Genomic DNA, 23,427 nt, shown 5'->3' on the forward strand with positions numbered 1-23,427 from the left:
ATGAACACGAGCGTAGACGCAAACAGCAATACCCTCGAGAAGCCCGACATCCTCTCGACCGGGAACACCGAGCTCGACAAGAAGATCGCCGATGGCCTCCCGCTCTCGTCGCTCACCCTCGTCGAGGGTGAGAACGACACGGGAAAGAGCGTGCTTACCCAGCAGATCATCTGGGGTGCCTTAAAGCAGGGGTTCAACGTCGATCTATTCTCGACCGAGAACACGAGCAAGAGTTTCCTCTCCCAGATGGAGTCGATGAGTCTCGATATCTCCGACTACTTTGCCTGGGGCTACCTTCGGGTCTTTCCCATGCACGTTGTGGGTTTCGAGTGGACAAAGGAGAAGATGCAGGGAACGCTCGAGCGGATGATCGCCTACATGGAGCAGAGCAGAGCAGAGGTGATCGTCATCGACTCGCTCACCCTCTTCACCGAGTACGCGACGCAGGACACGGTCCTCACGTTCTTTACCAACTGCAAGAACCTCGTGGACCACGGGAAGACCATCTTGATCACCCTGCATACCTACGCCTTCGTTGAAGACTCTCTTGTCCGGATCCGATCGATCTGCGATGCGCACCTCTTCATGAAGAAGGCACTCGTCGGAGGCAAGTATGTTATGATGCTTGAGGTCGTCAAGGTCCGCGGTGCACGAAAGACTACAGGAAACATCATCAGTTTCGAAGTTCATCCCGGGTACGGCATGAAGATCATCCCGGTCTCGGTCGCGAAGGTGTGAAGCATGGGATCGGCGTTGGAAGCAACGGTAACCCTCCCCTTCGAGCCTGAGTTCATCGATGAGGGGAATGATTGCTACAACAACGTGGAGTCCTGCGCGCTTTACCGAATGCTCCCGGCAAACGCCCGGGATTACGTTAAGGAGAGTCCCCATCTTCTTGAGTATCTCCACATCCTGCCGGTCAACACCGTCGGGATCCCTCTCTTCCTCTCGGAACTGAAAAAAGACTTGCGTTCGATTGAGAACCCGAACATCATTTACCCGGTGAATGAGACGACGTTCATCCACATCTTCCCGGACCCGGATGACGTCCGAAACTGGTATATCCCGATCGAGCCGTCGTTTCTCCATTCCGTCAAGGCAATCCTCCCGGTGATCGAGGAGAAACTAATCGATATGATCGATGCTCTTGACGAAGAGCCGGTGACCGAGAAAGCGCGTATTGAGGTGCTCAAGAACTTCATCCGGCAACTTGTGTACATCCAGCAGCCAGGCGAGGTGATCGACCCATCCCTGCTCGCTGGCGCCGAACCAAAAGACTTTAAGGCCCGGATCAAGAACTTCCTCACCAGCGATATCGGTGCGTCGCCAAAGCCGCCGCGGGTCTCCTCCGACCGTCTCGAGCTTGCCGACGGAAGGCTGGTCCTCTCGCCGCAGGAGTATAAGGCGCTCGAATACCTGATCATCCGCGACAAGATCGAGATGGGAACACTCAAACCGTTCCTCTCCGACTCCTACATCGAAGATATCACCTGCGACGGCGTCGGCCCGATCTTTATCGAGCACAAGATCTTCAAGGGCTTGAAGTCTGTCGTCGGGTTCCGGGACTCAGCGGAGCTCGATGCTTTTGTCATCAAACTCGCCGAGCGGATCAAGCGGCCGCTGACGTACAGAAACCCCATCGTGGATGCGACCCTCCCTGACGGCTCACGTATCAACATCGTTTACGGGACCGAGATCAGCAAGCACGGGAGCAACTTCACCATTCGTAAAGTGAACGAGGTTCCCCTGAGTATCCTGCAGGTCATCGAGAGCGGGGCATGCAACTACATGATGGCTGCCTACCTCTGGATCTGCCTTGAGTTCGGAATGTCGCTGTTTGTCTCCGGAGAGACGGCGAGCGGCAAGACAACGACCTTAAACGCGCTTACGACCTTCCTCCCGCCAGAGAGTAAGATCGTTTCCATTGAGGATACCCCGGAACTGACGGTCCCTCACCGTAACTGGACCCGCGAGGTCGCGAAGGCCAAGGGGAAGGGTGAAGGTGAAGGCGCGGATGTCACAATGTTCGACCTCCTGAAATCCGCCCTCCGTCAGCGTCCGAACCGGATCCTGGTCGGTGAGATTCGTGGTGTGGAAGGCTCCGTCGCTTTCTCTGCGATGCAGACCGGTCACCCTGTGATGAGCACCTTCCACGCCGCATCGGTTGAGAAACTGATCCAGCGTCTCTGTGGTGATCCGATCAATATTCCGAAGACTTATGTCGACAACTTAAATCTGGTCATCATCCAGAGCGCTGTAAAACGCCCCGATGGCGAAACCGTCCGAAGGATGCTCAGCATCAACGAGCTCGTCGGTTATGACCCTGAAACCCAGGGGTTCTCCTTCATGGCGACGTTCATCTGGGACCCTGCAACCGATACCTTTACCTTCACCGGGAAAGGGAGCAGTTACCTCCTCGAGAATAAGATCGCAACGATGCTTGGTATCCCCGAGAATCGGCGGGCCGATATCTATGATGAAGTCGATAAACGTGCGAGAATTCTTGAGCGGCTTCACAAAGCAGGGTACACCCAGTTCTGGGACCTCTTCCACATGACCACGAAGATCAGGAAGCAAGGACTGCTTAACATAGAGGTGTAGTATTGTTTGAGGATATGGCCGAGCGGTTGCGAACCGCAAACCAGGGAAAGATGCCGTTTGAGGAGCAGGTTGAAGCCCTCTACAATATCCGGGACTATATCCTCGAGAAGAAGAAGATGGAGCAGGACCTGCTCCTCATGTACACCTACATGGCTGCGATCACCACGGCTTCCGTAACCCGGCCTGAAATCTTCCAGTACACCTCCGAGCGGTTTGAATACATTCCCTCGCGCTACATCGCAAAAGTACAGCGTCTGGTTGCTGGATGGGGGCACAGTTATGCCAGCGGGCTTCGGGCGATCGCTGATAGGTGCCGGAACGAAACCCTCCAGAGCATGCTCCATCGGTACGCCAACGCTATTGACTCCGGCGTTCCGGATGATGATTTCATCGGCACGGAATTATCAAGCATCCGGAGCATCTACCGCAACACGTTTGAGCAGGGGATTGAACTCCTGAAGAAATGGGGTGACGCCTACATCGCGATGCTCCTCTCCGCCGCCCTTGTTGCCATCATCCTCATGATATCGGTGGCTATTTACGCTCCCGAAGGAATAGACGCGACCCTGAACACATCCTACTTTATTATTCTCGTGATATCGGTCTTCGGCCTTACAATCATGTATCGGGCTGTCCCCGATGATCCCCGCACGCACGGGCTTGCCGAGATCTGCTCAAAGGAGCAGGAGATCATCAGGAGACTGGAGCGGTTGGTCGTCCCGATTACCGCAGCAATCGCACTTGTGCTCATTCTTCTCGGCGTCAACGCGGGTATCATCTTCCTGCTTGTCGGCCTGCTCCTGATGCCTCTCGGGATTATCGGCTATATCGACGATGTGAACGTCATCAATCGGGACAACGATTTTGCCACGTTCATCCGGAGTCTCGGCTCGGTGATGGGAGGTAAGGGGATCACCACCGCTGACGCGCTCCAGGAAGTGGACCGAAAATCGCTTCCCTACCTTGAACCGTTCATCGACTCGGTTGCGTCGAAGTTAAACCTCGGACTCGATGAAGCCGGAAGCTGGAGGAAGTTCATCGGCGAGACCGGCAGTTACCTGATCTACAAGTACATGAACATCTTCCGCGATGCCGTCACCCTCGGCGGATCCCCGGACCAGATCGGGAAGATTGTCGGCTCCTCGATGCTCGAGCAGGTGCTGCTCCGGAGGAAGCGCGACATGATGGTGAAAGGATTTGTCGTCCTGCTCGTCCCGATGCACGCGGCGATGATCGGGATCTTCGTCTTCCTCTTTGAGATCCTTCTAACCATGTCCCATGCTGTGGCAGAAGTAATGAATCACTTTGATGAGGCCTCAGCAGCGCTCACGGGTGGGTCATCCACGCTCGGTGGATCCGCGATCGGTTCCTTAAGTATCTTCGTAAATTTCCCGGAAGACACGATGCGAGCCTATGTCGTGACAATCCTCCTGATGCTGACTGTTGCAAATATGCTTGCAGGAAAGATTGTCATGGGTGGTGACCGCTACCTGTACTACTTCTTTGCAAGTCTGCTCTGTGTGGCCACCGGCATCGTCTACATCGTGGCTCCGATCGTTGTGAGTACATTCTTTACCATTCCGACATTCGTGGGGATTTAGTATGAGAGAAAGTTTACGTCGTCCACTCCTGTTCCTGATCACAGTTGGTACAGGCTCCCTGATCATCATCGCCGATGCCTCCATCGAGGTCATCGTCGCTGGCACCGTACTTGCAGGATTTCTCGCGCTCGTCGCCACCGGGGCGCTCGACCTTGCGGAACTGAGACCGTCGAGGCTGCGCACGGCGCTCCGGGAGCGTAAGGATGACAGCAAACATAGCGAAGCATCTGAGCTTAAGGCAGCCGGTGAAACGGTGGAAAAACCGTCTCTCATTCAGAGGCTCGCGGCCACCGAGATCAATCTGCCCGGCATGCTCGGGACCTTCGTTGCATCGATTCAGGATGCGATCAGACACGCCCGCGCCCCCGAAAGCGAGAAGAAAAGGAAGATTGCGAAGGTCGATGCCATGCTCGATCAGGCTGTCGGCGGGGCAGCCGGGAGCCAACTCGTAGGATCGACCTCAGCGAAAGGCAGCGAGGCAGCGGTCGATCCCCTGGCTTCGCTTGCAGATCTCGATCTCGCTTCCCTGGATGATCTCGATCTCGACGGCGAGACATCCGGCTCCGGAACAGCATTTGAGTCGGAAGGAATCTCTCTCCTCTCTGAAGAAGAGGCAGATGCCGTAGCGGATATCCTCAAGGAAAACCTGAGCGATCTTAGCGACCTCGATCTCACACCCGGCAGCGATCCCTCTGATGGCGCAGGCGGTCTCTCAACCCCCGGCGAGCCTGCCATGGCGCTTCCGCCGGTGGCTGCTGGGGAGGCCCGCGGATTCCCTGCGGGTGATGTACAGGAAATGAACGCGTTGCTCGGCGATGACCTCTCTGAACTTGAGGACGTGAATCTTGATGAGATCGAGGTCGAAGGGGAAGAGCATGAAGAAGTAGTTGAGACACAGGTGCAAAAGGCGCAAGAACCTGTTTCAAACGAAAAAGCGCTCCTTGAGGAACTGCAAGAAGAGTCGGAAGAAGACTTTGATATGGTCTCCTTTGCGTCCGGCGGCGTCGTTGAGGATGATCTGATCACCGAGCTCAAATCTGAGGTGAAGAAGAAAAAGTTCGTGGAGGACCTCAGTCTGGTTCGCGAACTGAAAGGGGAAAAGTTCAACGCGAAAGACCTTGCTGCAGAACTTGAGGATATTCTCGCGGCGATGAAATCATAAACAGTGAAGTCTGCCGCAGACTAATGCTAGAAGGGTGAAAATGAAGTCTGTTCCAATAAAAATCGAGTATGGGGGCAAATGGGTTGCGACAACCATGGGTATCGGAGAGGATCGGATCCGCATCGATGCCCCTCTCAATCGTGAGGTGCCCTACAAGTCCATGGTTGATCTCAGAGAGAAGAAGAACCAGGTGGTGATCACTGCTGGTGCAAATGGGGAAGATGTTTATCAAATTGCATCCGTCGAGAAGGTCCTCACAGTCTTGAAAAAGTTTATCATCATGCAATGCAGCGCCTACCGGTTAAACGCCTTCTTCATGTCCCCCGCAATCCGCGGTGGAGTCCTTGTCCAGGATGCCCGGTGGAATAAGGGAGCGATTGCCGTCATGAAGACCGGCATCTGGTTTGTCAGCCAGGACACTCAGGTCTGCATTCCACTAGATGAGGTGGCCGACATCGAACTCACATCCCGCGAGATCCAGGAGAAGAATCTCGATGTCGTAAAGATCGATCACCTCATTGAGAATGAGGTCGTGACAAGTTTTGTCCTCTGTCCACTGACGACACTTCAGGTTCTCTACAACTTCCTTAAAGAGGCGACGCGTGACTTCGAGGTAAATGAGGAGATCGACCCCCTGATCGGGCAGGTGGCCATGCTGGTCTACAGCGGGATGGATTCGAGTGCTATTGAGAATATGCTCAAACTCTCCCACAAGGACATTGACGCCATCTATGAACAACTCATCAACAAGGGACTCGCCGAAGTACTCTATGTAAGAAAGGAGGTTCAGTTGACGGCGAAAGGGGTAAGATACATCTCTAACGCAATGAAATCACCAACAGGTTAATGAGATTATTTCTTTAAAACGCGAAAGTCTATATACCATTTTTTCCAAATGATCAATAAGTGGTGCTTGATGGGGAGAATCCTGATCGTCGATGATACAATGTTTATGCGAACGCTGTTAAAGAACATCCTCTTCTCCGGCGGGCACGATATTGTCGGTGAAGCCGCGGACGGAGCTGAGGCACTTGCTAAGTACCAGGAATTAAAACCCGATCTCGTCACGATGGATATTGTTATGCCGAAAATGAATGGGATCGAGGCGCTCAAGGCCATAAAAGCTGCTGACCCGTCTGCAAAGGTTATTATGTGCACAGCAGTCGGCCAAGAGCAGATGGTCAAACTCGCTGTCAAAAGCGGGGCGAAAGGTTACATCATCAAGCCGTTCCAGGCTCCGAAAGTTCTTGAAGAAGTAAAGAACGTTCTCAGTGCGTGATCATGATTCGGGTTTTGATCGTCGACGACTCACTCTTTATCCGGACGATACTCCGGGATATGCTCAAAGGCAGTCCGGATATAGAGGTCATCGGGACGGCGGTCAATGGTATTGATGCCCTCAAGAAGATATCGGAGCTCGAACCTGACGCCATCACCCTTGATATCGAGATGCCCAGAATGGGTGGTCTTGAGGTGCTCGAAGCACTCCAGGGGATGAGTCCTAGGCCGAAGGTGCTCGTCTTGAGTACGCTGACATCCCGGCAGGCCGAGATGACTCACCGGGCGCTTCGCCTTGGGGCGGACGATTTCATGCTCAAACCGAGAGATATCCAGAACGTCAAAGGGATAGAGAAGGAACTCATCCAGAAGATCCGAAACCTTGTCGTTCTTCCTACGGCCGTAAAGCCTATTGCAACCCGGAGGAATGCCGCCGATACAGTGGTGCTGATAGGTTCTTCGGCCGGGGGACCGCCGATGCTTGACACACTCCTCTCCGCACTCCCGGCTGAGTTGCCTGCGGCAGTCATCGTCACCCAGCATATGCCCGAGGGATTCACTGCATCGCTTGCCGAGCGCCTGAATCGCGTATCGCACCTGCCGGTAAAGGAGACTGAAAACGGGGACACTCTGGAGGCCGGAGTGATCCTGGTCTCGAAGGCGGGCTACCACACTGTGATCTCAGGGGAGTATGCCGGTGCCGGCAGAAAGTACGGACGGGTCGTCCACTCGACCGCTCCTCCCCTCCATGCGGTCCGGCCCGCCGTGGACAAGACTTTCTCCTCAGCGGCGCGCGTTTTTGGTCCACGCACCGTCTCGGTTATCCTCTCGGGGATGGGATGCGACGGCGGCGAAGGGACTCTTGCTGTGAAGACCGCGGGCGGGACCACGATGGTCTGCGCTGAAGAGGACTGTCTCGTATATGGGATGGCACGTTCTGCCCTTGCAAGAAACTGCGTCGACAAGGTGGTTCCACTCAAGAATCTGGCGCATGAGATCGCGAGAACTGTTGTTCGGTTCGGGGTCAACCATGTCTGATGAAGAGGTATACCGGAAGTTATTCGTAGAGGAGTCGCGGGAGAATCATGAGAATATTGTGAGCAACCTCCTTGCTCTTGAGAGCGGAGAAGATCATCAGGCCGCCATCGACGAGATCTTCCGTTCTGCACATACCCTCAAAGGGATGTCCGCGTCGATGGGATTTGATGCGATGGAGCACCTCTGCCACTCGATGGAAGATGTCTTCTCACTCATCCGCAACGGCCAGCAGGAAGTTACCGCAGCTCTCATCGACCTTCTGCTCAACTGCACCGATGTAATCGAGGATATGCTGGACGCTATCGAAGCGGGAGAGCCTCTCTCGGACGAACAGTCTGCGCAACTGGTGCAGGAACTCAGGGCCTTTGCCGAAGATAAGTCCACGGCAGGGCAAGAAGTGTCCAATGAAGCGCCTCCCGTGGAGCAGGCCGGAGGGGCAGATGAGTGTCCAATCTACACTCTCTCGATTGCCGTTGACCCGGCCAGCACCATGAAAGACGTCAGGGCTATGCTGGTTCTGCAGAACCTCGAGGAGATAGGGACAATCGTATCAACTACCCCCTCGCGGGAGCTCATTGAAGATGGGAAGTTCGGTGACTCATTCGAGGTTCAGGTTGCCTGTGAGGCAGGGGAGGATGCGCTCAGAACAGTCGCTTCCGGCACTGAGATCTCACTCCTTTCCCTCACTCAGTCGCCGGCAGGGGGGGTGGTGAAGGAGTCTTCACCCAGCCCTGCGCCCGGTCCTGCACCCAGTCCGGTCCCGGCCCCTCAGGTTAAACCACAAGCAGAGCCTAACGTCAAACCGCAAACAGAATCAGCGCCGCCGCAACATAGGTCTGCAAAGAGCGAGAAAAGCCGCGAGATCAAGAATATTCGTGTCGATATTCAGCGGCTTGACCGCATGATGAACCTCGTTGAGGATCTGGTTATCAACCGCGGACGTCTTGAGCAGATCGCAAGAAAATACAATATCAAAGAGTTTGACGAGGCTCTGAATATGATCGGCCGTTCGGTCTCCGATCTCCAGAACCTCATGATGGGGATCCGCATGATGCCGCTCGAGCGTATTTTCAACCGTTTCCCGAGGGTCGTGCGGGATGTAGCGAATCACGACAAGAAGGAGGTTGAATTCATCATTGAGGGCGGTGAAACCGAACTTGATCGGAGCATTATGGACGGTCTCGCTGATCCGCTCCTGCATCTCATCCGAAACGCGGTAAACCATGGCATTGAAACCCCTGAGATCCGTGAGGCTAATGGAAAATCAAGAACTGGATTGGTCCGGCTGACGGCATACAGGGATAAAGACAACGTCGTCATCGAGGTTGAGGATGACGGAGCCGGTATTGACCCTGAGAAACTCCGAAGGAAGGCTGTGGAAAAAGGACTCATGACATCCGAAGCCGCTTCCGCCGCAACGAGAGATGACCTGATTAATCTGCTCTTTGAGCCCGGTTTCAGTACGGCTGAGACGATCACCGACATCAGCGGCAGGGGTGTTGGGCTTGATGTAGTCAAAAAGACGATCGAATCGCTCAAAGGAACGATCAAAATTGAGTCTGAGTTGGGCAAGGGAACGAAATTCGAGTTGGTGTTGCCCCCGACGATGGCAATCATCGATGTGATGATGGTCCGCATTAACGGGATGCGCTGTGCTATTCCTATCAGCAATGTCGTTGAGGTTGCGCAGATACGGATGGAGGCGATCCACCAGATCGGCAACAGCGAGGCGATCTTGCTCCGTGACCAGATTCTTCCCATGTACCGCCTGGAGGATATGTTCGGTCGAGCACCCAAGAGCGATACGCTTGTTGTGTTGCAGAATAACGGTAAGAAATGCTGCATAGTTGTTGATACCGTTGATGGGAAGCAGGAGGTAGTGGTAAAACCGCTCTCCGCGCTTGCGGGCAACTGCCGCGGGATCAGCGGGATCACCATCCCCGGAGATGGCGATGTCGTCCCGGTACTCGATGTAAATACAATGATTTAAGTGAGGCTTTTATGAAACTCGATACAATTCAAAAAGATGCGCTAGCAGAGTTTGGAAACATTGGTGCTGCCCACGCAGCAACAACCCTCTCCCAGATGTTGATGTGCCCTATTGAGATGACGGTGCCGGACGTGCAGGTCGTCGATATCGCCGAGATACACAAGTACGTCAGCAATGAGATATCGGCCATGATCGTCTTCCAGATTCAGGGCGAGGTTGCGGATGGAGGTTATGTCATCGTCAGCATGCCCAAACAGACCATCATCCAGCTGACGAACTTGATGCTCGGCACGGGCGATCCGGATCGTGATATCAACGAGATGGATCGGAGCGCCGCAATCGAGATCGGGAACATCATGATATCGGCATTTCTTGATGCAACCGCAGAACTGCTGGGCATCGTCATGCTGCCATCCCCGCCGGCGCTGGCCATCGATATGGCGCATGCAGCCTTTGAGTCCGTCGTCGCACAGATGGCTGGTGAGGTGAATGATGTCATCATCTTCAACACCATGTTGACGAGCGAGGCACCGCCTGTTTACGGTGGTATCTTCATGCTTCCGAACGTGGATCTCATGCACCAGCTGTCCCTCATGCTTGAGCGCTTGATGGAACCACTCTCATAGCCCATCCTTGGAATAGCATGGATAACAACTTCTTCGCAGAGGGAGAGGGCGTGATCCTCGGCCTTGGTGAATACATGGTAGGAAAATGTCCAATGGGGACGATCGGGCTTGGATCCTGCATCGCACTCATCCTGCATGACCAGCGCAGATCCCTTGCGGGACTCGCCCATGTTATGCTCCCCGAGAGCCGCGGAAACACCGACCGTCCCGGTAAGTTTGCAGATACAGCCGCAATCGCCCTCTTTGAAGAGATGGAGGAGTTCGGAAGCACAAAATTCTCGGTCACTGCGAGTATTGTCGGTGGTGCGAGCATGTTTGAGTACTCGGCAAACTTCCTCAACATCGGTGAGCGCAACATTGCTGCAGTGAAAGATAAGCTCCGCGAATTGGGCATTCAGATTGAGCACGAAGAGACCGGTGGAAAGGTCGGGCGATCCGTGTATTACTGGCCGGAAGGGAAGGGTCGCCTCATCATCAAGAGGGCGGATGGCACATGCACCGAGTTCTAATTCTCTCCCTCATTGTTCTATCCCTTCTCGTCCCCGCCTCGTCGGCCCTGTACATCAAAGAGCCTGATTTTTATACCGGTATTGCATCAGCCGGAGTGAAGGACGTAACGAACGGTTTGTATGGCGATGTCATCTTTGCAACCGATTACGGTATCTCTGTATATACGGAAGATGGCACCTGGTACTCTCTCAACCCCAGGCACCCGGGAGAGACGGCGTATGGCTGGCTCACTCCTCTTGACGCTATGGTATCCGCGATCGCCCTGGATGCAGAGGGATGTCTCTGGATCGGGTATCCGAAAGGGTTGCAGTTCGGAGATGAGGCGGGATATCAGGTCATTGATGATCCGGTGCTCCTTAAGAACCGCAACATCAATAGCATAACGCGGTGGGGAGATGAGATGTGGGTCGCCACCGGACGGGCAGGCCTCCTCCGCTACCACGATGGTAACTGGACGTGGTATAAACCGTTCGGGCCCGAAGGCCTCGAGTGCTACACCGTCTTGAGCATGGCGGTCGATGCCGCAAGCGATGCTCTCGTCATCGGGTCCGAGAAGGATGGTATCCAGGTTCTCAAGAACAATTCTGGAGTGATCTCTTTTGAGAGTGTTACCTACCGCGGCGAACCGCTTCGAGGAATATCTGAAGTGCGGGTCAACCCGTTTGGAGGCGTCTATCTCTTCAACCGCACGACGGTCCTTCAGCGCACCCCTGATGGGGAAGTCGTGCCGGTCCTTGACAGCGGGAGCCTGAGCGCGTTCCCCGTCTATATAAACGATATTGCGGCAACGCCGGATGGGATGCTTCTTGTCGCATCCACAAACGGGATCTATGGGTGGGACGGGATGAATGTGACCCTGCATATCACGTCAGGGGACGGGATTCGTTCGAATGCTGTCAAGAAACTCTTCATCGATGCCGCCGAAAGATGCTGGTTTGTTGTCCCCGGAAACGTGGGTTACATTCCGCTGCCAGCAGGTTTGGCTTCCCTTGACCTCTCTGCCGTTTCGACGCAGACGACGCCTGAAGTACCGGTGACCACCGCCCTTCCCGAAACTCCGCAGGAGACCCTGGCTCCGGAAGTGACGCCCGGAGTGACTCCCGGAGAGTCTCAAGGCGCACTTGAGAGGGTGTGGGCGTCTCTTGGGGGACGGTTGGGGTCAGTGATCGGCCGGTGAGCGAACTGCGAGATCCAGCGGGAAAGATATTTCAATTCTCCTAATGCGGATCTCATGGGCCCCCTCCGGGCCCTGCCGCCAAAACCCCTCAGCCTTCCTGTGCTCGATTCCTTGGGGTACGTGCGACCGGCGTCCTGGCAGCCGGATTCAATGAGGATTGGACCTGTATATCTCTCTGAAAATGAGAAGGGAGTGGAGAAGGAAGCCTTGAAACCCAACCTCAAGACTTCGAGACTTCTGCATAATAGTATTCTCCGGCAGCGACTTGCTCCCGGTCCAGGAACGACCCTGGCTTATTGATCCGCGGTCTCCCGCTCTTGTCACGCCGGAATGTGATCCCGAGCGCCTTGAGGAACCGGTTCATGCCCGGCGCCATATCGAACGGACCGGCAGCCGTGCCGTGGACGCCCGGTTCGCCCTCAAAGACCAGTATCCGGTCGCTGATCATATCGATGACGTAGATGTCGTGGTCGATCACGAGCGTGCTTGCGTCCCGCCCTTCGGCGTGCTTCCTGATCATGCGCGAGATCTTCACGCGCTGCTCCACATCGAGGTGAGCGCTCGGCTCGTCCAAGATGTAGAGGTCGGCATCGCGGGAGAGGCAGATTGCGATCGCGACCCGCTGGAGTTCCCCGCCGGAGAGTGTGTTCACCGGCGCCTGGAGGAGCTGTGAGAGGGAGAGTGGCTCCAGGATCTCGTGCTGATAGTATGATGTGTCAAACTTTGCCGTCGTCCGGCGGAGGACCTCCTCGACGGTTGCATCGGTGTCACCCTTGATATACTGCGGCTTATACGAGATCCGCACCCGGGTATCCATTGCCCCGGTATCGGGCTCGATCACTCCGGCGAGGAGCTGGGCAAACGTGCTCTTCCCGATACCGTTCGCCCCGAGCACTCCGAGAACCTCACCGTTCCGAATCTCTCCGCCGTCGACGGTGAGCGAGAATTGATCAAAGCGCTTTGTCATCGCCGGGAACGCAAACAGCGTCTCCCGGTCCGTGTCGGCTGCGTGGGCCCGGGCTTCAAACGTCACCGCATACTCTCTGAACCTGACGTTCTCCTCGGGAAGGAACCCCTCCAGGTACTGGTTGATACCCACCCGGACGCCTTTGGGATGCGTGATGACACCAAAGACCGCCGGTTCACCATAGGCGATATGCACAGTATCGGCAAGCATATCGAGGATGGCGAGGTCGTGCTCGACGATCACGACCGGCCGCTCCGCGGCGAGTTCCCGGATCAGGTTCGCCGCGGCCATCCGCTGATAGACGTCAAGGTACGGCGTGATCTCATCAAGGAAGTAGAAGTCGGCATCGCGGGCAAGACTGGCGGTGAGCGCGACCCGCTGGAGTTCCCCGCCGGAGAGCGTCTTGATTGACCGGTCGAGAATTGGCCCTAGCGAGAGCCGATCAATGTAATAATCAAGTTTCCCGCGCTCATCGGTGGTTGCGAGGAGGTCACGCACCGACCCGGAGAAGACCTTCGGGATCTGGTCGATATACTGGGGCTTGACCGCGACCTTCACGCTCTTCTGCGAGAGCATCTGGAGGTAGTCGAAGAGTTCGGTCCCCTGGTAGAGGTCGAGGACGTCCTTCCAGGAGGCCTCGGCATCGGTCTTTCCCAGGTTCGGGACGAGCGTTCCTGAGAGGATCTTCACCGATGTGCTCTTGCCGATACCATTGGGCCCGAGGATGCCAGTAACCTTCCCCTCGATGGGGATCGGGAGCCCGTAGAGGACGAAACCGTTTCTGCCATAGCGGTGCGTCGGTTGGTCAAGTTGCTCGGGGAGGTTGACGATATCGAGCGCCTCAAACGGGCATTTCTTCACGCAGATACCGCACCCGACACAGAGTTCTTCCGATATGGCGGCCTTCTGGTCTTCACCGATGATGACTGTCTCATCGCCGGTTCGGACACGCGGGCAGTAAAGGATGCACTCGGTGCCACACTTGATGGGGTGACACCGATCACGGTGTACAACAGCAATACGCATGGGTGATCACAGAACGGTGGTGGTCAAAAGGATCGTCCAGGTTATGAACCAGAGCGCGAACGTCATGAAGCTCTGGTAGAACCAGTCTTTTCCGGTCAGAGCCATGTAGTCGATCCGGATAAGCATGAAGATGTGCTTCTGAAAGACAACCCCCGCCGCGAGGAGAAGGATACCGATGATGGCGTTTGGCTGGAGTCCGTTCACCGGATCGGGGGTGCCGGAGAGGTAGAACGAGAGCGCTCCGGTAAGTATGCCCATAAAACAGGCTACAAGCGTCCGCTTAATCCGATTTCTGTGCTCGATCTGCTTCTCGGCACGAGTCCGCGGCCGTGTATTCTCGACCTCTGCTGCTACCACATTCTCGCTCATCGTGACACCAGTCTTACGCCATTCCTGAAAGGGATGTCTCACCTCGGGACGGCGGTCCGGGCAGCACATAGCGGGCTTCCGGCCCCTTCCTGGATTGACGGAATCACTACAATATAGGGTGTTCTCCGGTTATAAAGGTAGGTACCCCTGGCTCTGGGGAAACTGAGGTTCGGCAGATCGAAGGTGTTTGCGGCGGCTTTCCCTATGATAGGATAGATTAGAGGTAGTGATGTACAAGATGGCGCGTTCTGGCTGCCAGGGCTCCCATGCTTGGTCGCACAGGAAAGCCTTAGGTGGCCCGAATTTCACTCGATCTTATACCGCAGGATTGCCGCAATACCCCCGAGGGCTTCAAGGCGCTCTCCGGGTTCAAACTCGGTGCTCATCACGACGATCGACGCGCTCATATACTCGGCATCCTTGATGATACGCGTTGCCTCTTCGTCACGGAGCCGGGTGTCGGAGACCAGGATCGTTTCTACCGCACCGTAAGCGACCGCTTTGCCGACTTCGTCAATGCCATAGGCGACAGCACCGTTGGTCGCGATCCGGCGCAGGACCTCATCCATCAGCCTGACTTCGCGTGCAAGGTGAAGGTCGCCGAGGAGCCGCTCGAGAACCCCCTGCCCGATCACCTCCTGGACAGCGCCCCGTCCGACACGCCGTGTCTCGACGGTGGTCATCCGCTCTGCAAGGTCCGGAGCCTGGACTTTTGCATAGTTCACGAATTCGTCTTTCACGAACCCCGGGCCTGCGACGATCAGGGGGCCTGTGACCGCGGCGATAGCCTCAAGCGTCTTCTCAAAGAGCGCCGACCGGGTTCCGGTGTCCGCACCCTTGCTGCTCCCGGCCGTGACGGTCGTTACCCATTCCGGGCCGAACTGCCGCAGACGGTAAACCTGCGCTTCACCCTCCTCGACGCTCACGACATGGACCACACCATATGCAGAGGCGTCGACGGCCCGGCGTATCCGCTCGCAGTCGACGGAACGCCACTGTTTGATGACCGAGATCTCGAAGCCCGCTTCTACGTTTAAGGTGTGGTGTGCGGAGACATCCACCCCGCTCTCGATGACCCCGCTGATGCGGAGACGGTTCGTGTGCTGATGGAACTCCACTTTCTCGACCCGGATTCCCAGTCGCACCGGCCGCTTCTCTATCTTCTCGGGCCGAATTTTATCGCTTGCTCCCTCGACACTCCGGAAGGTCGTCGCAAAGACGAGGTCGCCGGGTCCGACCAGGTGGGAGAGGTGCCAGAGATCGTCAAGCGTCTCTGGAAAGAGACGTATCTCGCCGTACTGCTTTTTTAACTCGCAAACTTCAGCCTTCATGGTTCTACGATATCAGAGCCGCCGGGAGGAATGAATGCGGCGACCGTCTCGGTGTTTAAGGCGGACTTGAGCCCTTTCCACTCTTCCTCCGGGAGTTTCTCTCTGAGTGCCCGGACAACCTTCTTTGCGATATCGTTCGGCTCAAACTGCCCGGGACGAAGTTCTACCCATACTTTCGCGCGTTCTCTGATGGCCGCTGCTGGGCCGCCGATGACGGCGACCTCCGGCGTCATCGCTAGACCGATCGCCACCCCGAGCGGGACGTTCCTGAAGTACTGCCGCTCGCCACGGATGATGAACGCTCCGCGGGCGACGTATTCGCCGGACTCGGCTGTCTTGCTCACCTGGTCGGGGCGGGCGGCATAGACGTCCGCAGTGAAGTGCCCGGCCTTCCAGGCATTGGAGTAGGATGCGGCAAACTGCACGGCCTCGTCCAGGTGTTCGGTCGTGCCTTTCACGATGACGACGCTTCCGCCGTGGACGTCGGCGTGGATGAAGAGATCCCCGCCTTCCATATATTTCTTGACGAGTTCTTCGTTCTGGGAAGCGTCACGGCCACCTATGACAAGGACTCCGTCGCTCGTGGTGAACCAGCGGAACCGGTGGTACCACCGCTTCTTCTGGAGGGCAAGGCTCTGCTTTCGCCGGGGCTTCTCGGGCACCGTACGCTCCATCGCCGCGAGTGCGCCGGCCTTCTTCTTCTTGAACTTCTTTATCTGGTCGTAATAGCGGCCGATGTTCTGCTCGATCGTCTCGTGGACGTAGACCATCACCCGCTCGCCCGATAGTTCGAGGTCCACCGCCGCCTCCGCAGGGTGGACCGCACGGACCATCTTTGCTGTCGGGTTGTTGCCGTTGGATTTGAGGATTCGCTCGATCTCCTGCCAGGATCGGGTCTTGCTCGCTTCATCAAGCGTCGTTATGATCTCGGCAACAGTCGTGTAGTTCTCGTAGAACACCTCCACGATCCGCTCGTAACGTTCGATCTTCTTCTCAAAGCCTTTGATCGCCTCCTCCTGACGGCGGCGGATCACCTCCGCCTGGGAGAGGCGCGGTTTCTCTGTCGCGACCTCCCCCTTCTCGCCTGCAATCTTCGGGTAGAAGGCATCGAGCGCCTCGCTGAAGGTTGTAAACCGCTCGCGAACCTCTTCATTGCCGAGCAGAACCGGCCAGCACCCGGAGGGTGTTATCACCGGCTCCCGGGACTTCTCGACGCTCGTGATCAACCGCTCGAGGGCCTTGCGGACCGTCTCCGCATCCACCTCTTTCGCCGCGGCGTTCTTATCGACGCCCGCGAGTCTGCAGACCTCCTCGGCATACGCGCCGCCGAGCATGCACCCGACGGCAAGAGTCCGGACGATGTCCCGGTCGGACCCGGCGAGCATACTCTCAAACTCAGCAGGGGAGAGTGCCGAGCAGTCCGATCCCTCGAAGGCGTAGACCGCACCCGGGATCACCTCCCGGTTCTTGAACCGGTGGTGCCAGAGGGGTTTGATTATTGTATATCCTTCGTCGCAGAGAACCGTGTTTCCCTCGTCGAAGAGTTCGAATATGAGATGATAGGTCGTGTCGTGTTTCCCGACATCGATACATATCGTGCGCTCGAGTCCGAGCTGGCGGATACCGAGCACTTTCCCGCCATCAAGGTGCTTTCGAAGCAGCATCGCAAAACTCGGCGGGTTCTTTGGCGGGTTGGGGAACTCTGCGGTGAAGTGGGCACGCCGCCCCATCTCGACGAGCAGTTGGTATTTCGCCCGGTCTTCACCGTTCAGCCTGATTCCAAGGGTCATTGCGTCGAACTGGTAGATCTTGCCGACCCAGAGCGGGAGGCGATCGGCAGCCTCCGCTACCAGTGCCCGAAGATCGACCCCGCTCATTCCCTGTAATGTTGCCATTGACTCCAGAATACATTCGGTCCGGTACCTAAAGAAGGGTACGGGCGGGTGATGCAGGTTCTTGGTCCGGCAGGAGACGAACAGGAGGGGCGTGCCAGTAAAATAGTGGGGATAAAGCCCCGTACACTGGACCGTGGGGGTATCACTCTAAGGGGTGGGAACCGGGGGAGTGCGATGGTTCGTAGAGAACCTGAGTTCAAGCAACCGAAGGGTGCGGAGGGGTTTGCTCCCTTCTCGCACCTTGCGGTGCTCACGCTCACTCTCGTTTGCGCCTCGAAACTCTTCGAGTATTTCAAGTTCGCTTCGCTCGCACTTCATACCTGACGGTGCTCGAGTTCCTGTCCCGAAAATGCTTTGCGTTTTCTCAAACCCCGTCCCTTCAGGACAGCTCGAAATGTGTTGATACCCTTATGGCTCCACCTGAAACGGATTCCCACTGGACATCGCATTACAGGGGGGAGGGGATAGGGGAGGGGGGATGCTCCCCCCTCCCCACCTGGCGGTGGTCGAGCTCCGCTCCTTTGGAACATCGTACTCCCCTGAAACCCACCCCTGCAATGCGATGCCCCCACAGTCCAGTATCCCGGATTTTCCCTCGATCATTCCACTGGCAGAAACCTTGTAATGGATGGTGCCGATCTTCGCACCTGGCGGTGCTCAAGCTCCGGTTCTACGAACCGTCGCTCTCCCCTGCGTGGTGATATCCGCAGGGAAACCAGATCCGCAATGCGTGATGGGCAGCCTGACATCTCAGGCAAGGCCATCCCACGCTCACAGGATCTCAAAGATGTAGGTTAACGCAGAAATGTCTTCCAAAAAAGCGAAACTCAAGAGCTGAGGAGAATTACTCCTCAGTCTCTTCCGTCTTCGGGGTCTCTTCGGTCTCGGGGACCTCAAAAGCGGCCTTTGTCTCCTCAGGGCGCGGGAATGTCTCTTTCATGACGACGTTCTTGATGTCGGGATAGTATTCGAATATCTCGCGGACAAGGGTGCCCCGCCAGATCATCCAGCGCCGGTCATATACGATCGCGGGAGGAAGCGCCAGTTCTGCCACGCCATCGGTGATGCTGATCCCGATGTCGGTCCGGCCCGAGTAGAGCTTGATGAGGCCTTTGATCTGCTCAATGGGGTCCTCGACCTTCTCGACGATCGTGTAGGAGTAGGTCAGGGTCTTTCCGGCAAGCGGGTGGTTGAAGTCGACGACCGCACGCCTCCCGATAACATCGACGACGACGCCTTCGCGCCCCTCTACCTCAATCCGCATCCCGCGCTTCGGCTTCTCGCGGAACTGCGAGACCGGGACAGACCGGACATTTGCGTCATCGTGGGACCCGAATCCCTTCTCGGGCGGGACGTCAACCTCTCCCTCGGCGCCGACCTCTTTGCCGATCAGTTCATCCTCAAGGCCGATGATGATGTGGTGGCTCCCCAGACGGACGGTGACCGGACCGTACTCTGCCCGCGGGTTGTAGATCCCCTCTTCCTTTGCCTTCTCTTCATCCGTTGTATCGAAGATAGTCTCATCGAAGCGGCCGGTATACCTGAGCCTGATAAAGTCTCCTTCCTGAAGTGCCATTCCATTCACCTTGGATAGCAGATCGCATTGCGGTCCCCGGCACGTCTCTGCACCGGCCCGCTGCAAGCCTGCGTCTAGTTGTTCTAATTTATTTGGAAGGAGGTGTATTTATACTGTTTACCGCCCCGCTTCCGGGAGCGCATGACTGGCCCCATACAGGGCTGCTTCTTGTCTCTGCCGCCTCCCGGGCACGGTTGGACAGTATCATAGGCCTGGACTGGTATCACGGGATGCCCGGCAGGTGCTGGAGGCTCCGGTCCAAATATTGAAGTATGCCCGTGATAGAGGGGGATGGAGGATCATGGATGAGGTGCAGCGACGGGTGGGGGGGCGTCTCGTATGCCCCCTGCCCCCCTGAAGAGTTCTGCGGCAGAAGGGAGGAGCGTGAGCATCTTGGGGCTCTCCTCTCCCGTGCAGGAGGACAGGCTGTGATGATCTCCGGTCCGCCGGGGATCGGGAAGAGTTCGCTCTTGAACTGGCTTGCATACGAGGTGCAGGAGCGTCCCGGCGGCCTCCAGTCCCCAGTCCTTCGGGGAGAGGTCTTCGACCTTCCAGGAATGATCTTTTCTGTCTTTCGGGACCTCCTGAAAGACCTGCGGAGGCACGCTGCGACCGCAAGGTTTGGGGGGGATCTTGGTCTAGAGAGCATGAGGGAGGCGATCCGGTATGCCGGCGATGTACTTGAGAAGTACGTCGCCCCGGTGGAGCCGGTCGGCCTCCTTGCGAAGACCGGGGAAGAGATCATCGGCGTCTTCGCCGAGTCGCCCGAGGTCGGGTACGACCGGGTGCGCGAGGCTTTCCTCGAACTCCTCCAGGAGCTCGGAAGGGTGATGAGCGTGACCGGCCGTGTGGCTGCAGTCCTGCTCGATGATGTCCATCTTGCTTCAAGCCTTGATCGGCGCCTCCTTCTGGACATCATGCACGATCTCCCGCCGGGAATCTTTCTTGCCTTCACCTGCCGGGCAGAGGATGGGACGTGCCCCGGATACCCGACCATGCAGGAGGAGATCCGGAACCTCGGCTTTTCTACGATACGCCTCTCCGAAATGCGGGTTAGTGAGATCCAGGAGTTGGCACAGAGGAGGTTTAATCTCACCATTAACGAGGCCGCCGCCGGTCTCCTCGAGGAATCCGCCGGCAACCCGTTTGGCCTTATGGCCTGCTTTAACACACTGAATTACCGGGGGCTTGACCCAACCCTGGAAAAGATCGCAGATCTCCTCACCGGTAGTAGAGATCCGGCTGATCTTGCCTATAGCGGGCTCCCTGAGTCCTGGAAGGATTGGGCCAGGGAACTTTCTGTTTTAAACCCCCCGTTCCCGGTACCGGTTGTGGCCTGCATGCTCGGTCTTGAAGGTTCGAGCCTTGCCGACCGGCTGCGGGAGATCGGCATATTCCGGAGGCTTCCGGGTGGGGAGTACGCCTTCGCCCACCCACTCTTACAGGAGCACTGCAGGCGCGAGCTCCCAGACGATGCAAAGTCCGCGCTCAATGCCCGTGCAGCAGACTGCTTTGAGCGGTCCATGCACCGTCTTTCCGGCAGGCTGCACGCTCTTCTCTCGCTTGCCTGCCACTTCTTCCACGCGCAGGAGTACGAAAAAGCTGCAGACTTAAACCTCGAACTCGGGCTTCGGTTCTACCATCGTGAGGACTACGATACCGCTCTCGTGCTCACGGAACGGGCTATCACCGCTGCGGGATATCTTGGGGACGACGCCCTCCTCGCTGCTGCAGAGCAGCAGAGAGATCTGATTCGACAAAAGATCGCTAGCCCGGTCCGGGCCGTTCCATGAGGTTTTATCGCGGTTCCCGAGAGAGTGATCTAGCGCGACGAGTATGCTTGAAGTAGAAGCAAAATTTGCTGTTCCCGATCTCGAAAGCGTCAGGAACCGGCTTGTCCGGTTGGAAGCGCGGATGATTACCAGACAGAAGGAGCGTGACGTCTACTATAACGCTCCACACCGGGATTTTGGAGAGACCGACGAGGCGTTAAGGGTCAGGTATGATGATGCCGGATCTACCGTGACCTACAAGGGACCGAAAGTCCGGGTCGGGAGCGCGAAGGCCCGCGAGGAGTTCAACCTTGCGGTGGAGTCGGGGGAGACCCTTGAGGCGATCCTCTCCCGTCTCGGTTTCCGTCGGGCTGCTACGGTCTCAAAGGTGCGGGAGATCTATGAGATGGGCGATCTGACGGTGACGCTTGATGATGTCGACGATCTGGGGACATTCATCGAGATCGAGATCCTGACGGAAAGCGACAGAGATGATGCTGCCGCACGAATTGGGGCGACTGCAAAAGAATTGGGTGTAGACGGTCCACCAATCTACACCTCGTATCTGGAGATGCTGTTGTCTAAACAGTGATAAGATCGATATGAATATCTTTCGGCTCCGTCCCGAAGTGGATGAGAGCTCCATTACCTTCTGAAGCGGGCCCGGGGTTGACGATAGTGACGCCATCGACCTCGGTTATGCCCCGTGCCTCATGGATATGGCCGCAACAGATCAGGTCGAATTGGGGCATGTGCTTGCGTATGCTCTGGCTCCCGACGTGATTATCACCGACCAAGTCCAGCGCTTCATATGGTGGGGCGTGACAGATCAGGACGTTGTAAACGTTCTTATCCATATGGTTGACTATCCGGGTGAGTTTATCATCGATCTCTTCTTCCGTCAATTCAAACGGTGTGTCAAACGGGGTCTTGTTCGAACCTCCAAGACCCGCAAGCGTGATCTTGCCGAGAGCGATCCACGAGTCATGTAGACATACCGCATCCGAGCGCTCGAGCACATCGATGATCTCGCGGGGATCGCAGTTTCCGGGGATTGCAAAACACGGTACTTCGAAGTTGGAGAGCACCGAATCTACAGGCTCAAGTGGACCGAAATTGGTGATATCGCCTGCAATGATGACTGCATCGTAGTCGTAGCTGAGAAAAGCGTCAAGCTTTCCGTAGTTACCGTGCAGATCTGCTAAGAGTAGCACATCCGTCATGCACTATAGGTGAGAAGTGCGCCTAAAAAACCTTATCTCATGATCCATCCAGGAACCGGTTATTTTACCACCGAGCGCCAGTTTGCCGAGAACCTTCTCCGTCTCAGGGAGAAGGGGGCGAGGCTGTTCATTTGAGAGTGGGGTCCCGGGTAGCGGCATAAAATAGTGAATATGCGCTTTTCCTGCCCGGGTGACAAACCTTACGAGGTCGAGCGTAGCGCGCTGGTCATCGTCGCTCTCAAACGGCAGGCCAACGATGAAATCGACGATCGGGACGAGCCCATTCTCCCGGCAGAGTTCGACGGCACAAATAACGTCTTCGACGGTATGCCCCCGGTGCAGGCGACGGAGCACCGCATTGCTCCCCGATTGGGCTCCAAAGTGCAGGCGGGTGTTGGCGCAGTAGTCAAGGATGAGATCGATGGACTGCTGCGAGACAGACTCCGGGCGCACCTCACCGGGGAAGGTTCCAAAGTAGATCCGCCCATCGAGGCTCCGGAGGAGCCGCTCCACTCGATCAAGTCGGAGATGGACTCCATCAGAGCCGTAGGCAAAGGCGTTCGGGGTGACGAACCTTATGTCACGGTAACGTGAGGCATATCGGGCAATCTCGTCGATGGAGCGGTGGCGCATGCACCGTCCGAAGAGACGGGGTGTCTGGCAGTACCCGCAGGAGAACGGGCATCCCCGGGTGATCTCGATGAAGCCCTTGATCTGCGAGAAGGGCGGGTGAGCGTCGAGGAGGACGGTGTGGCGGGCCGGCGTATAGCCGGCGGCGGTGGCGACACCCGGGGGTGGATCCCTCCCCTCCTCGATTGCGGCAAGGAGAGCGGGAAGCGTGTACTCCCCCTCTCCGACGACGACGTAATCGGCATATTCTGCCACCTCCCGGTAGCATGCTGAAGGGTGGGGCCCCCCTGCGATGGTTATGCAGTCCGCCCCCGCGATCTCGTCACGGTAGAGGCGCTCGTTGATGGAGTTCAGGCTGTAGATGGTGACATCGTCGAGCGGTTCGTCGGTGATCTGGAGGTGGTAGCCGTCACTCTCGCATGCCGCGGAGAGGGCAGCGAGGGAGTTGTTTGCCTGGGGTATGGCTCGCCAGTTAACGATCATGGGTGTGCGAAAGGTTATCGTCTGCGGTCTTGTCCGGGGTTTGGGGCCGGCAGAAGCAGTCTTGATGCCGACTCACCCTCAAAGCCGGGAAACGTTCGGCTCTGGAGGGGCGTTCATGGAGAGGCGTTCAATGTATCATCTCTGTAAAGAACAAGATTAATCTGACGATGTC

Annotated in this window: 21 protein-coding genes; 14 read left to right on the forward strand and 7 right to left on the reverse strand. The window is 56.7% G+C overall.

Annotated elements, in window-relative coordinates; all coding sequences use genetic code 11:
• From MCUTH_RS01605 to MCUTH_RS01655, 11 genes are all read left to right on the forward strand, one after another.
• Positions 1–738: an ATPase domain-containing protein gene (locus tag MCUTH_RS01605; RefSeq protein WP_066954495.1), complete on the forward strand. Its 738-nt coding sequence runs from the start codon at positions 1–3 to the stop codon at positions 736–738.
• Between the two features lie 3 nt (positions 739–741).
• Positions 742–2,601 (forward strand): type II/IV secretion system ATPase subunit, encoded by a 1,860-nt coding sequence (locus MCUTH_RS01610; RefSeq protein ID WP_066954498.1) that lies wholly within the window; start codon positions 742–744, stop codon positions 2,599–2,601.
• 2 nt (positions 2,602–2,603) lie between these two features.
• Positions 2,604–4,202, forward strand: coding sequence for an archaellar assembly protein FlaJ (gene flaJ, locus MCUTH_RS01615; protein ID WP_066954501.1), 1,599 nt, complete (start codon positions 2,604–2,606; stop codon positions 4,200–4,202).
• Between the two features lies 1 nt (position 4,203).
• Entirely contained in the window at positions 4,204–5,364 is a 1,161-nt protein-coding gene (locus MCUTH_RS01620; RefSeq protein ID WP_066954504.1) for a hypothetical protein, read from the forward strand.
• 40 nt (positions 5,365–5,404) lie between these two features.
• The gene (locus MCUTH_RS01625; RefSeq protein WP_066954507.1) at positions 5,405–6,211 is read left to right on the forward strand and encodes a CheF family chemotaxis protein; all 807 of its coding nucleotides are present in this window, start codon (positions 5,405–5,407) and stop codon (positions 6,209–6,211) included.
• Positions 6,212–6,280: 69 nt separating this feature from the next.
• Entirely contained in the window at positions 6,281–6,643 is a 363-nt protein-coding gene (locus MCUTH_RS01630) for a response regulator (RefSeq protein WP_066954717.1), read from the forward strand.
• 2 nt (positions 6,644–6,645) lie between these two features.
• Complete coding sequence (gene cheB, locus MCUTH_RS01635; protein WP_066954720.1) at positions 6,646–7,680, forward strand: chemotaxis-specific protein-glutamate methyltransferase CheB; 1,035 nt, start codon at positions 6,646–6,648, stop codon at positions 7,678–7,680.
• Positions 7,673–9,670, forward strand: a complete 1,998-nt coding sequence (locus MCUTH_RS01640) for a chemotaxis protein CheA (protein ID WP_066954510.1) — start codon at positions 7,673–7,675, stop codon at positions 9,668–9,670. Before cheB ends, MCUTH_RS01640 begins: the two co-directional genes overlap by 8 nt.
• A gap of 11 nt (positions 9,671–9,681) precedes the next feature.
• Complete coding sequence (locus MCUTH_RS01645) at positions 9,682–10,296, forward strand: chemotaxis protein CheC (protein ID WP_066954513.1); 615 nt, start codon at positions 9,682–9,684, stop codon at positions 10,294–10,296.
• 17 nt (positions 10,297–10,313) lie between these two features.
• On the forward strand, positions 10,314–10,805 hold the full coding sequence (locus tag MCUTH_RS01650; RefSeq protein ID WP_066954516.1) for a chemotaxis protein CheD: 492 nt from the start codon (positions 10,314–10,316) through the stop codon (positions 10,803–10,805).
• Complete coding sequence (locus tag MCUTH_RS01655) at positions 10,790–11,983, forward strand: ligand-binding sensor domain-containing protein (RefSeq protein ID WP_066954519.1); 1,194 nt, start codon at positions 10,790–10,792, stop codon at positions 11,981–11,983. The genes MCUTH_RS01650 and MCUTH_RS01655 overlap by 16 nt, the downstream gene beginning before the upstream one ends.
• Positions 11,984–12,203: 220 nt before the next feature.
• Here the strand turns inward: MCUTH_RS01655 and MCUTH_RS01660 are convergent, their stop codons facing one another.
• From MCUTH_RS01660 to rqcH, 4 genes are all read right to left on the reverse strand, one after another.
• On the reverse strand, positions 12,204–13,976 hold the full coding sequence (locus MCUTH_RS01660; protein ID WP_066954523.1) for a ribosome biogenesis/translation initiation ATPase RLI: 1,773 nt from the start codon (positions 13,974–13,976) through the stop codon (positions 12,204–12,206).
• Positions 13,977–13,982: 6 nt separating this feature from the next.
• Entirely contained in the window at positions 13,983–14,345 is a 363-nt protein-coding gene (locus MCUTH_RS01665) for an EMC6-like membrane protein (protein ID WP_066954526.1), read from the reverse strand.
• Between the two features lie 305 nt (positions 14,346–14,650).
• The gene (locus MCUTH_RS01670) at positions 14,651–15,676 is read right to left on the reverse strand and encodes an mRNA surveillance protein pelota (protein ID WP_066954529.1); all 1,026 of its coding nucleotides are present in this window, start codon (positions 15,674–15,676) and stop codon (positions 14,651–14,653) included.
• The gene (gene rqcH, locus MCUTH_RS01675) at positions 15,673–17,571 is read right to left on the reverse strand and encodes a ribosome rescue protein RqcH (RefSeq protein ID WP_066954532.1); all 1,899 of its coding nucleotides are present in this window, start codon (positions 17,569–17,571) and stop codon (positions 15,673–15,675) included. Before rqcH ends, MCUTH_RS01670 begins: the two co-directional genes overlap by 4 nt.
• A 174-nt stretch (positions 17,572–17,745) precedes the next feature.
• Between rqcH and MCUTH_RS11680 the strand changes: the two genes are divergently transcribed.
• A complete protein-coding gene (locus tag MCUTH_RS11680) occupies positions 17,746–17,895 on the forward strand; it encodes a hypothetical protein (RefSeq protein WP_161937559.1) in 150 nt (49 codons plus the stop codon).
• A 520-nt stretch (positions 17,896–18,415) separates the two neighbouring features.
• Here MCUTH_RS11680 and MCUTH_RS01685 read toward each other — a convergent pair.
• A complete protein-coding gene (locus MCUTH_RS01685) occupies positions 18,416–19,147 on the reverse strand; it encodes a peptidylprolyl isomerase (RefSeq protein WP_066954538.1) in 732 nt (243 codons plus the stop codon).
• A 305-nt stretch (positions 19,148–19,452) separates the two neighbouring features.
• Here MCUTH_RS01685 and MCUTH_RS01690 point away from each other — a divergent pair, with 305 nt between their 5' ends.
• Together MCUTH_RS01690 and cyaB are read left to right on the forward strand one after the other, a co-directional pair.
• Positions 19,453–20,940, forward strand: a complete 1,488-nt coding sequence (locus MCUTH_RS01690) for an ATP-binding protein (RefSeq protein WP_066954541.1) — start codon at positions 19,453–19,455, stop codon at positions 20,938–20,940.
• Positions 20,941–20,983: 43 nt separating this feature from the next.
• Positions 20,984–21,511: a class IV adenylate cyclase gene (cyaB, locus tag MCUTH_RS01695; protein ID WP_066954544.1), complete on the forward strand. Its 528-nt coding sequence runs from the start codon at positions 20,984–20,986 to the stop codon at positions 21,509–21,511.
• Here cyaB and MCUTH_RS01700 read toward each other — a convergent pair.
• Complete coding sequence (locus tag MCUTH_RS01700; protein WP_066954546.1) at positions 21,501–22,142, reverse strand: metallophosphoesterase family protein; 642 nt, start codon at positions 22,140–22,142, stop codon at positions 21,501–21,503. The genes cyaB and MCUTH_RS01700 overlap by 11 nt on opposite strands.
• A 3-nt stretch (positions 22,143–22,145) precedes the next feature.
• On the reverse strand, positions 22,146–23,255 hold the full coding sequence (locus MCUTH_RS01705; protein WP_066954549.1) for a TIGR04013 family B12-binding domain/radical SAM domain-containing protein: 1,110 nt from the start codon (positions 23,253–23,255) through the stop codon (positions 22,146–22,148).
• Positions 23,256–23,427: the final 172 nt, after the last annotated feature.

This window comes from Methanoculleus thermophilus, assembly GCF_001571405.1.
Lineage (GTDB): Archaea > Halobacteriota > Methanomicrobia > Methanomicrobiales > Methanoculleaceae > Methanoculleus > Methanoculleus thermophilus.

What these genes read in the sequence shown, in the direction of transcription:
- MCUTH_RS01605 (WP_066954495.1), top strand. Translation starts at nt 1, where the DNA reads ATGAACACGAGCGTAGACGCAAACAGCAATACCCTCGAGAAGCCCGAC.
- MCUTH_RS01610 (WP_066954498.1), top strand. Translation starts at nt 742, where the DNA reads ATGGGATCGGCGTTGGAAGCAACGGTAACCCTCCCCTTCGAGCCTGAG.
- MCUTH_RS01620 (WP_066954504.1), top strand. Translation starts at nt 4,204, where the DNA reads ATGAGAGAAAGTTTACGTCGTCCACTCCTGTTCCTGATCACAGTTGGT.
- MCUTH_RS01625 (WP_066954507.1), top strand. Translation starts at nt 5,405, where the DNA reads ATGAAGTCTGTTCCAATAAAAATCGAGTATGGGGGCAAATGGGTTGCG.
- MCUTH_RS01630 (WP_066954717.1), top strand. Translation starts at nt 6,281, where the DNA reads ATGGGGAGAATCCTGATCGTCGATGATACAATGTTTATGCGAACGCTG.
- cheB (WP_066954720.1), top strand. Translation starts at nt 6,646, where the DNA reads ATGATTCGGGTTTTGATCGTCGACGACTCACTCTTTATCCGGACGATA.
- MCUTH_RS01640 (WP_066954510.1), top strand. Translation starts at nt 7,673, where the DNA reads ATGTCTGATGAAGAGGTATACCGGAAGTTATTCGTAGAGGAGTCGCGG.
- MCUTH_RS01645 (WP_066954513.1), top strand. Translation starts at nt 9,682, where the DNA reads ATGAAACTCGATACAATTCAAAAAGATGCGCTAGCAGAGTTTGGAAAC.
- MCUTH_RS01650 (WP_066954516.1), top strand. Translation starts at nt 10,314, where the DNA reads ATGGATAACAACTTCTTCGCAGAGGGAGAGGGCGTGATCCTCGGCCTT.
- MCUTH_RS01655 (WP_066954519.1), top strand. Translation starts at nt 10,790, where the DNA reads ATGCACCGAGTTCTAATTCTCTCCCTCATTGTTCTATCCCTTCTCGTC.
- MCUTH_RS01660 (WP_066954523.1), bottom strand. Translation starts at nt 13,976, where the DNA reads ATGCGTATTGCTGTTGTACACCGTGATCGGTGTCACCCCATCAAGTGT.
- MCUTH_RS01665 (WP_066954526.1), bottom strand. Translation starts at nt 14,345, where the DNA reads ATGAGCGAGAATGTGGTAGCAGCAGAGGTCGAGAATACACGGCCGCGG.
- MCUTH_RS01670 (WP_066954529.1), bottom strand. Translation starts at nt 15,676, where the DNA reads ATGAAGGCTGAAGTTTGCGAGTTAAAAAAGCAGTACGGCGAGATACGT.
- rqcH (WP_066954532.1), bottom strand. Translation starts at nt 17,571, where the DNA reads ATGGCAACATTACAGGGAATGAGCGGGGTCGATCTTCGGGCACTGGTA.
- MCUTH_RS11680 (WP_161937559.1), top strand. Translation starts at nt 17,746, where the DNA reads ATGGTTCGTAGAGAACCTGAGTTCAAGCAACCGAAGGGTGCGGAGGGG.
- MCUTH_RS01685 (WP_066954538.1), bottom strand. Translation starts at nt 19,147, where the DNA reads ATGGCACTTCAGGAAGGAGACTTTATCAGGCTCAGGTATACCGGCCGC.
- MCUTH_RS01690 (WP_066954541.1), top strand. Translation starts at nt 19,453, where the DNA reads ATGAGGTGCAGCGACGGGTGGGGGGGCGTCTCGTATGCCCCCTGCCCC.
- cyaB (WP_066954544.1), top strand. Translation starts at nt 20,984, where the DNA reads ATGCTTGAAGTAGAAGCAAAATTTGCTGTTCCCGATCTCGAAAGCGTC.
- MCUTH_RS01700 (WP_066954546.1), bottom strand. Translation starts at nt 22,142, where the DNA reads ATGACGGATGTGCTACTCTTAGCAGATCTGCACGGTAACTACGGAAAG.
- MCUTH_RS01705 (WP_066954549.1), bottom strand. Translation starts at nt 23,255, where the DNA reads ATGATCGTTAACTGGCGAGCCATACCCCAGGCAAACAACTCCCTCGCT.